The sequence below is a fragment of the Amycolatopsis sp. cmx-4-54 genome (assembly GCF_046548895.1).
In the GTDB taxonomy this organism is placed as follows: domain Bacteria; phylum Actinomycetota; class Actinomycetes; order Mycobacteriales; family Pseudonocardiaceae; genus Amycolatopsis.
On the sequence record NZ_JAEBEJ010000025.1, the window covers coordinates 23,200 to 32,984 of the forward strand.

Consider the following 9,785-nt stretch of genomic DNA (forward strand, 5'->3'; position numbering starts at 1 on the left):
CCAAGCGCCCGCCAAGTTCCGTCCCTACGTTCAGCTCCTCGCCAGCTCCACGAACGGTACAAGGGCGTCGGGGTTCAGCAGGGCATCCCGGCTGACGGCGCGGTCAGGTGAAACTCCCGAAAGGATCTTCTTGACCGGAACCTCGCATTTCTTGCCGTTGAGCGTCCGGGGTACCTCACTCACCTGGACGAACCGGTCGGGCACGTGCCGCGGCGAGAGGGCCCCGCGCAGTTCCTTGCGCAGGGCGGGTTCGACCTCGTCGAGCGACGCGCCTTCGGCCAGCACGAGGAAACACAGCAGCTGCCCGTCCTCGTTCCCCGCCGCCGACGTGTCGATCACCAGCGAGTCCGCGACCTGGTCGAACGACTCGACGACGCGGTAGAACTCGGCCGTGCCCATCCGGACGCCGCCGCGGTTCAGCGTCGAATCGCTGCGCCCGTAGATGAGGGCGGAGCCGCGTCCGGTGATCCGGATCCAGTCGCCGTGCCGCCAGATCCCGGGGTACATCTCGAAGTACGCCTCGCGCAGCCGCGAGCCGTCCGGGTCGTTCCAGAAGAACACCGGCATCGACGGCATCGGCTCGGTGATCACCAGTTCGCCCACCGTCTCCACCACGGGCTTCCCGGCCTCGTCGAACGCGGCGACGGCGGCGCCGAGCGCGCGGACCGAGAGTTCGCCCAGCCAGACCGGGACGTCCGGGGCGGACGCGACGAACGCCGCGCAGAGGTCCGTGCCGCCGGACACCGAGCAGATCTGGACGCGTTTGCCGACCTCGTCGACGATCCACCGGAAGCCCTCGACGCTCAGCGGCGCGCCGGTGGATCCCAACGCGCGCAACGCGGTGAGGTCGTATCGCTCGGCCGGTTTGATGCCTGCCTTCAGACAGCTCTGGATGTACGGCGCCGACGTGCCGAAGTAGGTGACGCGGTGCTGCTCGGCCAAGTGCCACAACACGTTCAGGTCCGGGTGCCCCGGGCTGCCGTCGAAGAGCACGATCGTGGTGCCGGTCAGCAGGCCGGAGATGAGGAAGTTCCACATCATCCAGCCGGTGGTGGTGAACCAGAAGAACCGATCGCCGGGACCGAGATCGCATTGCAGCGCAAGGGCTTTGAGGTGTTCGAGGGTGATGCCGCCGTGTCCGTGGACGATGCCCTTCGGCAGGCCGGTGGTCCCCGAGGAGTACAGGACCCACAGCGGGTGGCCGAATTCGACGGGCTCGAACGCCAGTTCCGCGCCGGCGTTGTCGGCGAGCAGCGTGTCCCAGTCGAGCGTGCCGTCGAGACGGCCACCGGCGTAGTCGACGAGCACGGTCGCTTCGAGTGTGGAGATCTCGTCCCGCAGGGCGTTCACCGTCGACCGGCTGTCGAACCACCGTCCATTGTAGACGTAACCGTTGACGGCGATCAGCACCTTCGGCTCGATCTGCGCGAAGCGGTCGGTGATCGCGCGGACGCCGAAGTCCGGCGAGCACGACGACCAGATCGCGCCGAGGCTCGCGGTGGCGAGGAAGGCGATCAGCGTCTGTGGGCAGTTCGGCGCCAGCGCGACGACTCTGTCCCCTTTGGACACTCCCAGCTTCCGCAGCCCTTCCCGCGCGGAGGCGACGGCGGACCGCAGAGCGCCGTACGTCAGTTGCGACGAGAGGCCGTCTTCGCGGTGGAAGATCACGGCGACCTCGTCGTCAGCCTTCGCGGCGCCCGCGACACCGGGCATGAGCGAGTGCTCGGCGTAGTTCAGCGTGCCGCCTTCGAACCATCGCGCGTGCGGCATCTCGCCGGTGAGCACCGCGCCGGGCTCGTCGTGCCAGCGCACGCCGAGGAAGCCGGCGACGGCCGACCAGAACTCCGGCCCACGCTGAACGGAGAACTCCCACAACGCGTTGTAGTCGTCGACCTCCACGCCGCGTTCGGTGCGCAGCCACTGGCGGAACGCGTCGATCTTGGTGTCGGGCAGGCGGCTCGGCTCGGGGCGCCAGAGCACTTCTGGGGCGTCGGCGGTGTGCGTCACCCCGCGATGTTAACCCTCCCCGCCCCGCCACCACCCTCAGCTGAAAGTGCTTCGCACTCGCTGATCGATCCCTTAACCGAACTGGCGAGCCCCGGTGAACAGCTCGTACGCCATCGACTTCAGCCGCGACGCGTCGAGCGGGGTGACGGTCAGCCACCCTCGATCGCGCCGGAGCCCGTAGCGGCCGTCGGGGGTGTCCACCCAGGTCAACGTCCCTTCGCCGCGCACCCAGCGGCCTTCCCACGACTTCCTGGCCGCCCCGAGCCGTCCGCCGCCGATCCGCTGCGTCGCGATCCGGACCAGCACGATGACCTCGGGTTCCCGCAACCCGGCGTCGCGCAGGACGTCGGAGAACGCCGGCTGCCCGCCGCGCTCCCCCGCCTCGCAAGCGGCCGTGTAGTCGTCGACGCGCAGGTTGACCGAGAGACCCCGCCCCTGGTCGCACGGCGGCAGTGCCTGCAGCAGGGTCGCGGCGACGAGCGGCTCCCGCAGCGCGGACAGCTCGACGTCGGTGCCCGAAACGCCGATCGCGACCGCGCCGCGGTCGGAGACGCAGCCGACGGCCCGATACGCCGGGTCACCGTCGAGCCGCAGGTCCAGCGTGAGTTCGCTGTTCGCGACGGTGTGCAGCAGCCGCACCAGCTCGGGCGCGGGCGCGTCGACCGTGCCGAGGCCGCGTTCGGACAGCGTCGCGCTCGCCGTGGCGACCAGTTCCGCGCGGAACTCCGGTGTCCGCCCGACGTGCGGGACCTCCAGCACCGCGGGCAGTTCGTCACGTCCGTGCGCCGACCAGAGCAGGAACAGCTCGCCGATATGCAACCGGATCCAGTCCATCAGCGATCGCTCCTCGGGTCTTCGCCGATGACCGGTGGCGTCACATGCCCGCTGAGGCCCCAGACGTCGGAATCCTCGACGAGGTAGTCCGGCGCCTTGTGGTCCTCCTCGCCCTGCCGTCCCTGCGAGGGCGCCATCCCCATCGGCATCCCGCCGAAACCGCCCATGCCCGCGGCCGCGGCCCGTGTCCCTGCCGGTTGACCGGGCTGCTGTCCGGACGGCCCGAACCCGCCGGCACCGGATCGGCCACCCTGCCCGAGCTGCTCGTGGGTCCCACCGGAGGTGCCGGGTGGCGGCGGCACGAAGGCGCCACTGCTCGCGCCGGGCTGACGCGGCGCCTCGACCGGCTCCCGCACCTGGATCGGGGCGGCCGTGTCGTCGACGCCGCTGCTGCTCGTGGTGTCGTCCGGCGGCGGCACCGGTTCCGGCGTCGGTTCGGGTTTCGGCTTCGGCTCCTCGGGTGCCTCGAGGATCCTCGGCTGCTTGCCATACGACGTGAAGGTCGGAACGTTCTCGTAGACCTCGCCGGAGCTCCGCTGCATCCGCGTCATGACGTCGGCCGCCTGCCGGTGCAGATCCTGCGAACCCTCGTCGGTGGGTTCGGCGACGATCCGTCCCGCCTCGGCGAAACCGCCTCCCGACGGCGGCGAGGCCGACATGGACTGCGTCGAATCCGGATCCGAAACCGGGATCGGACGGCGTTTCGGCGGCTCCGGCAGCTTGGGCCGCGGGGTGTGTCCCGGCGGCTCGGGCATCGTGCGCCGCGCGGTGTCGGCGATGTCCGCCTGGCGGCGCACGCAGTTCGCGACGTTCTCCGCGCGCCAGCCCGTCTCTCCCGCCCAGTCGACGAGCTTGATCGCGGCGTCACGCGCCCTGTCGGCGCCCTCGCCCGTCCAGCCGTCGGCGGTGGCGACGAGCGCCGCCCTGAGTTCGGTACCGACCCGGTCGAGGAAGGCGCTGATCTTCGTCCACTGCGCGGCGACGGCCTCCGCGCTCGCGAGGTCCAGCTCGTCGTGGACCATTTCGTAGAGCTCTGGATGCGAGTAGCTCATCCAGTCGATGTCGGCGTTGAGGTGTTCGGGGCCCGGTTGCGGTTCGGGCTCCCGCGGCGGCCACGGCATGGGAAGGATGCGCATCAGTGCTCGTCCTTCCGCTCGTGGTCGACGATGTCCTCCATGTCGAACCGGCGGGCGACCCGTTCGAGCTGCTCCTGGCCCTCCTCGTCCGCGGCGACGTACATCTTCCGCGCCGCCATCACGGTGAGCTGGAAATCCTTGAGCACCACGGCGAAGTCCTTGAGAACGGGCACAGCCGCTTCAGTGCCCTTGTTCGCGGCACCCTGAAAGCGTTCGCTCATCGTGTGACCGACGAAGTTCGCACCCAGCTTCAACGGCGCGTTGAACTCCGTGGAGTCCTTGATCAGCGCGTTGAGCTCGTGGCGTGCTTTCAGCAGCGCGTCGACGAGCTTTTTGGCGGCGTCCTCGGAGACCTTGACGGTCCCCTTCTTGGCCTCGGTCTTGGAGTCCCGGATCTGACCCGCCACCGGCGCCAAGGCCGGAGCCGAAGCGCCGAACGCGGCCTGTGGCGTCGCAGGTACTTTGGGTGACTGTGCCATTGGACCCTCCCCTGTCACATCTGAAGGGGAATGCTAGCGCGAACGGGCTCATCGCAGGTGGGCGTCGAACCAATTCAGCGTCCGCTGCCAGGCTTCCGCGGCCGCGTCCGGGTCGGCGTCGAAACGGTGGTTGGCGCCCGGGTAGTGGACGACGTCCGTCGCGACGTTCGCCGACGCCGCCGCGTCACGCAGCTGTTCGACCTCGGCGCCTCCGGCCTCGTCGCCCGCGTCGCCGTACATGCCGAGCCAGGGGCTGGTGAGCCGTCCCGCGATCTCGACCAGGACCGGCAGCCCGGTGACCCGCTGCCCGCCGACGCTGACCGCCGCGCCCAGCCTGCGGTTCGACGCCACGACCAGCGCCGCCGTCCCGCCGAGGTCGAAACCGACGACACCGACGAGATCCGCCTGGACACCCCGCCCGGCGAGCCAGGAGAGCGTCGCGTCCGTGGCTTCGAGGAGGTCCTGCTGCGTGAGGTCGTCCCGGTCGAGATGCGGGGTGACGGTGAGCCAGCCTTCGCCGGCGAGCCCGGCCAGGAGCAGGCCCAAACCCTCTTCGACCTCTTCGGCCTCCTCGTGCAGCACCACGAGCCCGCCGCGGACGACACCATCCGGTTCGGAGAAGGTCAGGCGCAGCGTGTGGCCGTCGGCGTGCTGGTGTTCCACGGTGGTCGTGAGCGTCATTCCTCCATCAGACCACTCTTAGGTAAATATTCGGAGCTTGCGCCCGCGCGGGAGGATACGGTGTCGGAGCCGTCCCCCAGACGTAGGAGCGCCGAAGATGTCACCTGTTTCGCCGCGTGCGGATCTCGAATCGTTGCCGAAGTACGTCCCTGGCCGGACAATCCAGGGCGCGATCAAGCTGGCGAGTAACGAGGTTCCCGGTGGGCCGCTGCCGAGTGTGGCGCAGGCCATAGCCGAGACGGCGCAGGGCATCAACCGGTACCCGGACATCACGGCGTCCGCGCTCGTCGAGCGGCTGGCCCGCGAACTGGGCGAGCCGGTCGAGCGGATCGCCGTCGGCTGCGGTTCGGTTTCCCTTTGCCAGCAAATGATCCAGGCCCTGTGCGGCCCCGGTGACGAGGTCGTCTTCCCGTGGCGTTCGTTCGAGGCGTACCCGATCGTCACGCAGGTGGCGAACGCCGTCAGCGTGAAGGTGCCGCTCACAGCGGGGCACGGCCTGGATCTGGACGCCATGCTGGCCGCGATCACGCCGAAGACGCGGCTGGTCTTCGTGTGCAATCCCAACAACCCGACCGGGACGGTCGTGCGACGGGCCGAACTGGAACGTTTCCTCGACGCCGTGCCCTCGGGGGTGCTCGTCGTGCTCGACGAGGCGTACAAGGAGTTCGTGACCGACGCCGAGGTGCCGGACGGCGTCGAACTGGCGCGCGGCAGGGACAACGTCGCGGTACTTCGGACTTTCTCGAAGGCGTACGGCCTCGCCGGCCTTCGCGTGGGTTACGCGGTGGCGCCGGAAGAGATCACCGTCGCGCTGAAGCAGGTCTACGTCGCGTTCTCGGTGAACATGATCGCCCAGGCGGCGGCCATCGCCTCGCTCGACGCGGCCGACGAACTGCTGGAACGCTGCAAGGAGATCGTCTCGGAGCGCACCCGTGTCCGGGATGCCTTGGTGGCCAAGGGTTACGAGGTGCCGGAGACGCAGGCGAACTTCGTCTGGCTGCCGCTGGGCGAGCGGACGGCCGAGTTCGCGGAGCACGCACTGGAGCGCAAGCTGATCGTGCGTCCCTTCGCGGGCGACGGCGCGCGAGTGACCATCGGGACGCCTGAGGAGAACGACCTCTTCCTCGAAGCGGCCGGGGATTTCCCGCGTTGACGGGGTGGCGTGTCGCGTGTCCTGGCGCGAGATTCACGTGCTTGGACACGCGACACGCGTGATTGAAGGCGGAACACGACGGAGGCGCAGTAAGCCGGCTTCCTACTTGAGGAGCAGCTGCACCATCGCGGCGAGGCCGATCACGACGATCACGCCGCGCAGCACCTTCGGCGAGAGCTTGCGGCCGATCTTCGCGCCGATCTGGCCGCCGATCGTCGACCCGACCGCGAGCAGCGCGACCACGGGCCAGCTGACCGGCGCGATGAAGGCGTAGATCGCGCCCGCGACGATGTTCACGACCGCCGACAGGGCGTTCTTGACGCCGTTGAGCCGTTGCAGCGACTCCGACATCAGCATCCCCATCACGGCCATCATCATCACGCCCTGCGCGGCCGTGAAGTATCCGCCGTAGATACCGATCAAAAAGATCAGGAACAGCAGGAGCGGCCCGATCTTGTGGACCGTCCCGTTCTCCTCGCGGCGCTTCGCGACCGAGGCGGCCACTCGCGGCTGAATGATCACGAGCACCACCGCGAGGCCGACCAGTGCGGGTACGACGGTTTCGAAAGCGTCCTTCGGCAGCGAGAGCAGCAGGATCGTCCCGCAGATCGCGCCGAAGAACGACGCCACGGCGAGTTTGACCACCTGGGGCCAGTAGCCCTTGAGCTCCTCCCGGTAGCCGATCGCCCCGCTGACCGTGCCGGGAGCGAGGCCGATCGCGTTGGACGTCGTCGCCGTCAGCGGCGAGTAGCCGAGGGCGACCAGAACCGGGAAGGTCACCAGCGTGCCCGAGCCGACGACCGTGTTGATGGTGCCCGCCCAGAGCCCCGCGACGAAGATCACTACCGCGTGCCACCACGTCATAAAGCGCTCACGTCCGCACCCTAAGCACCGTTACCTCCTTTCGCGCTCCGGATGTGTCTAGTCGAACATCCCACGAGCCCGTTATGTCTCGTTCGGCGGGAAGACGCGGAACTCGTTGCCTTCCGGGTCCTCGAGACCGCCCCAGGAACACCGCCATCCTTCAGTTCCCCTCCGGGAGATGAGCCGCGGTGATCTCCGCGGCGACCGTCCAGCCGAGCGCCAGGTACAACGCACGGCCCTCCTCCGTGGCGACCAGGACCGCTCGCTCCGCCCCGGCCGCCACCGCCACCTCGTCGAGCCTGCGCATGACGAATCTGCCCAGCCCTCGCCGCTGGTGCTCGGGCTCCGTCACGACCTGGTCGATCACCGCCGTGCCGCCGGCTATCGCGACCCGGCCGGTGGCCGCGCGTGAACCGTCCGGCGCGCGCACCACCACGTCGGTGACCACGCCGTCGCCGACCAGCTCCGCCCGGTACGGCTCGGGCGCGGCCATCACGGGCCGCAGCGCCATCGGGGCGCTCATCAGGTACTCCGGCGGGCCGACCTCCCATTCCGGCGGGACCGTCTTCGCCACCTCGTCCCGCGGCCCGCTCACCTTGAGCCACGTTCCCGGCTCGGTCAGCGAACGGGCCCGGCGCGCGACCGACCCGGCGTCCGCCAGCACATATCTCACGCGATGCCCGGGACGCCCGACGTCGAGCCGGTAACCGTCCGGTTCGGCCACCGGGACCCCGACGCCGCGGGAGAGCGCCCAGCCGTGCACCCATGCCTTGATCAGCCCTGCCACCCCAGTCATCGTTCGATGATGGCATCGGCCACCGACAGTCCCGGACGAGCGGGCGAACCTGCGAGGATGGCCCGGTGGCCGACGACGAGCGCGAACAGGTGTGGAGTGCGACCGTCGATCATCTGCGCACGATGATCGATTCGGGCAGGCTCCCCGCCGGATCGAGGCTGCCCGCCGAACGGGCGCTCTGCGAACAGCTCGGCATCAGCCGCGGTTCGCTGCGGCAGGCGTTACGGGTGCTCGACTCCATCGGTTACGTGCAGGTGCGGCCGGGCTCGGGCACGTATGTCCGCGAGAACCTCGGCGAACAGCCTCTGCGAGGCTGGTTCTCCGAGCACGAGCAACTGGTCGAGAAGCTGTTCGACCTGCGGACCACCGTCGAACCGACACTGGCCGAGCGGCTCGCGCTCGACCACACGCCGCGGGTACTCGCCCGGCTCGAAGGCACCGTCGAGGAGATGGCGCTGGCCGCGGCCGACGGCGACATGCTGCGGGTGATCGCGGCCGACGCCGAATTCCACCGGGTGATCGCGGAGAACGCGGGCCACGACGACGTCACCGATCTGCTGCGTTCGGTGCTGTCCCTGGTCGGCGAGGAACGGCGGGCGGCGCTGCGGCTTCCGGGGCAGATCCGGAAGGCCGTCGACGAGCATCGCGCGATCCTGGAGGCGATCCGAGGTTCGGACGCGGCGGCCGCGCGGGAGATCACCCTGCGGCATCTGCTCGACGCCAAAACCTACGTCCACGACTACACGACCCGGGATTGACGCTTCCTTGATGGCGCTCGCGGATCCGCACGGGTAGAGTTTTCAGAAGGTTGTGAAACTTCTGACGGGGGTGTGCGGTGGAGAAGGTCCGGTTCACCGAAGAGAAGGCGACGATGCTCGCCACGCTGTACGGCCGGGCGCTCGACGCCCGCGGCGACCGGCCGATCCTCGGCGACAAGGCCGCCGACGAGGCCGTCAAGCAGATCGACTACGACTTCGCTTCGCTGGGCGTGAACGCCGACATGGGGCTGACCGTCGCGATGCGGGCCAAGCCGATGGACGACTGGGCCTCGGAGTTCCTGCGGGAACACCCGGACGCGACCGTCGTCCAGCTCGGCTGCGGCATGGACAGCCGCGTGTACCGCGTCGACCCGCCGCCCACGGTGCGGTGGTTCGACGTCGACTACCCCGACGTCGTCGACCTGCGCGCCCGGATCTACCCCGCGCGGGACGGCTACCGGACCATCGGCTCGTCCGTGACGGACTTCGGCTGGCTCGACGAGATCCCGTCGGACAAACCCGGCCTGGTCATCGCGGAGGGGCTGACGATGTACCTGCGGCCGTCCGAAGGCGAGGAATTGCTGCGGCGGCTGATCGCGCATTTCCCGCAGGGCGGCGAAATGGTGTTCGACATCTTCAGCGGGCTGGGCATCAAACTGCAGAAGCTGAATCCCGTGGTCCGCAAGGCCAAGGCGACGCTGTACTGGGGCATCGACGAGATCTCCGAACTGGAACGGCTCGGCCTCAGGCTGGTGTCCGAACTCGACTCGACGGATTACGCGACGCCCGAGGTGAAGGAGCGGATCTCGACGTCGATGCGGGCGCAGTTGTGGTTCGCGGGGCTGTTCCCGGCGTTCAAAAAGATGGGGCGGATCCTGCGGATGCGGTTCTGAAGCGGGGCGCGGGGCGGTTTCCGGTGTTGCGAAAGCCACTTTCGCAACGTTGAAGGTTGCGAAAGTGGCTTTCGCAACGCGCGGCCGGCGGGGCATCCGCGCCCCTGCCGTGGCGGCTGATGCGGAAGAGCACACCTGCGCCGAGCTGCCATGGCACGAAGGGGACGTGACTCGCGTGATTGAG

10 protein-coding genes are annotated in these 9,785 nt (G+C 69.1%); 3 read left to right on the forward strand and 7 right to left on the reverse strand.

Annotation, left to right across the window (positions count from 1 at the left end):
* Positions 1 to 30: 30 nt before the first annotated feature.
* From ACLJQ7_RS42315 to ACLJQ7_RS42335, 5 genes are all read right to left on the reverse strand, one after another.
* The gene (locus ACLJQ7_RS42315; RefSeq protein WP_410653819.1) at positions 31 to 2,007 is read right to left on the reverse strand and encodes an acetoacetate--CoA ligase; all 1,977 of its coding nucleotides are present in this window, start codon (positions 2,005 to 2,007) and stop codon (positions 31 to 33) included.
* Positions 2,008 to 2,079: 72 nt separating this feature from the next.
* Positions 2,080 to 2,841: an ESX secretion-associated protein EspG gene (locus ACLJQ7_RS42320; RefSeq protein ID WP_410653820.1), complete on the reverse strand. Its 762-nt coding sequence runs from the start codon at positions 2,839 to 2,841 to the stop codon at positions 2,080 to 2,082.
* Positions 2,841 to 3,863 (reverse strand): PPE domain-containing protein, encoded by a 1,023-nt coding sequence (locus ACLJQ7_RS42325; protein WP_410653829.1) that lies wholly within the window; start codon positions 3,861 to 3,863, stop codon positions 2,841 to 2,843. The genes ACLJQ7_RS42320 and ACLJQ7_RS42325 overlap by 1 nt, the downstream gene beginning before the upstream one ends.
* A gap of 113 nt (positions 3,864 to 3,976) precedes the next feature.
* Entirely contained in the window at positions 3,977 to 4,456 is a 480-nt protein-coding gene (locus ACLJQ7_RS42330; RefSeq protein WP_410653821.1) for a hypothetical protein, read from the reverse strand.
* Between the two features lie 48 nt (positions 4,457 to 4,504).
* Positions 4,505 to 5,137, reverse strand: a complete 633-nt coding sequence (locus ACLJQ7_RS42335) for a dienelactone hydrolase family protein (RefSeq protein WP_410653822.1) — start codon at positions 5,135 to 5,137, stop codon at positions 4,505 to 4,507.
* Positions 5,138 to 5,234: 97 nt separating this feature from the next.
* Here ACLJQ7_RS42335 and hisC point away from each other — a divergent pair, with 97 nt between their 5' ends.
* Positions 5,235 to 6,290 carry a histidinol-phosphate transaminase gene (gene hisC, locus ACLJQ7_RS42340; RefSeq protein ID WP_410653823.1) on the forward strand — a complete coding sequence of 352 codons (1,056 nt, stop codon included), beginning with the start codon at positions 5,235 to 5,237 and terminating at the stop codon, positions 6,288 to 6,290.
* Positions 6,291 to 6,392: 102 nt separating this feature from the next.
* Here the strand turns inward: hisC and ACLJQ7_RS42345 are convergent, their stop codons facing one another.
* Together ACLJQ7_RS42345 and ACLJQ7_RS42350 are read right to left on the reverse strand one after the other, a co-directional pair.
* Positions 6,393 to 7,154 (reverse strand): sulfite exporter TauE/SafE family protein, encoded by a 762-nt coding sequence (locus ACLJQ7_RS42345; protein WP_410653824.1) that lies wholly within the window; start codon positions 7,152 to 7,154, stop codon positions 6,393 to 6,395.
* 160 nt (positions 7,155 to 7,314) lie between these two features.
* Positions 7,315 to 7,941, reverse strand: a complete 627-nt coding sequence (locus ACLJQ7_RS42350; protein ID WP_410653830.1) for a GNAT family N-acetyltransferase — start codon at positions 7,939 to 7,941, stop codon at positions 7,315 to 7,317.
* Between the two features lie 74 nt (positions 7,942 to 8,015).
* Between ACLJQ7_RS42350 and ACLJQ7_RS42355 the strand changes: the two genes are divergently transcribed.
* Positions 8,016 to 8,708 (forward strand): FadR/GntR family transcriptional regulator, encoded by a 693-nt coding sequence (locus ACLJQ7_RS42355; RefSeq protein ID WP_410653825.1) that lies wholly within the window; start codon positions 8,016 to 8,018, stop codon positions 8,706 to 8,708.
* Positions 8,709 to 8,785: 77 nt separating this feature from the next.
* On the forward strand, positions 8,786 to 9,601 hold the full coding sequence (locus tag ACLJQ7_RS42360; protein ID WP_410653826.1) for a class I SAM-dependent methyltransferase: 816 nt from the start codon (positions 8,786 to 8,788) through the stop codon (positions 9,599 to 9,601).
* The last annotated feature ends 184 nt before the right edge of the window (positions 9,602 to 9,785 follow it).

Bases quoted from the DNA above. Each gene is read 5' to 3' on its own strand.
- ACLJQ7_RS42320 (WP_410653820.1), bottom strand. From the start codon at position 2,841: ATGGACTGGATCCGGTTGCATATCGGCGAGCTGTTCCTGCTCTGGTCG.
- ACLJQ7_RS42325 (WP_410653829.1), bottom strand. From the start codon at position 3,863: ATGGTCCACGACGAGCTGGACCTCGCGAGCGCGGAGGCCGTCGCCGCG.
- ACLJQ7_RS42330 (WP_410653821.1), bottom strand. From the start codon at position 4,456: ATGGCACAGTCACCCAAAGTACCTGCGACGCCACAGGCCGCGTTCGGC.
- ACLJQ7_RS42335 (WP_410653822.1), bottom strand. From the start codon at position 5,137: ATGACGCTCACGACCACCGTGGAACACCAGCACGCCGACGGCCACACG.
- hisC (WP_410653823.1), top strand. From the start codon at position 5,235: ATGTCACCTGTTTCGCCGCGTGCGGATCTCGAATCGTTGCCGAAGTAC.
- ACLJQ7_RS42345 (WP_410653824.1), bottom strand. From the start codon at position 7,154: ATGACGTGGTGGCACGCGGTAGTGATCTTCGTCGCGGGGCTCTGGGCG.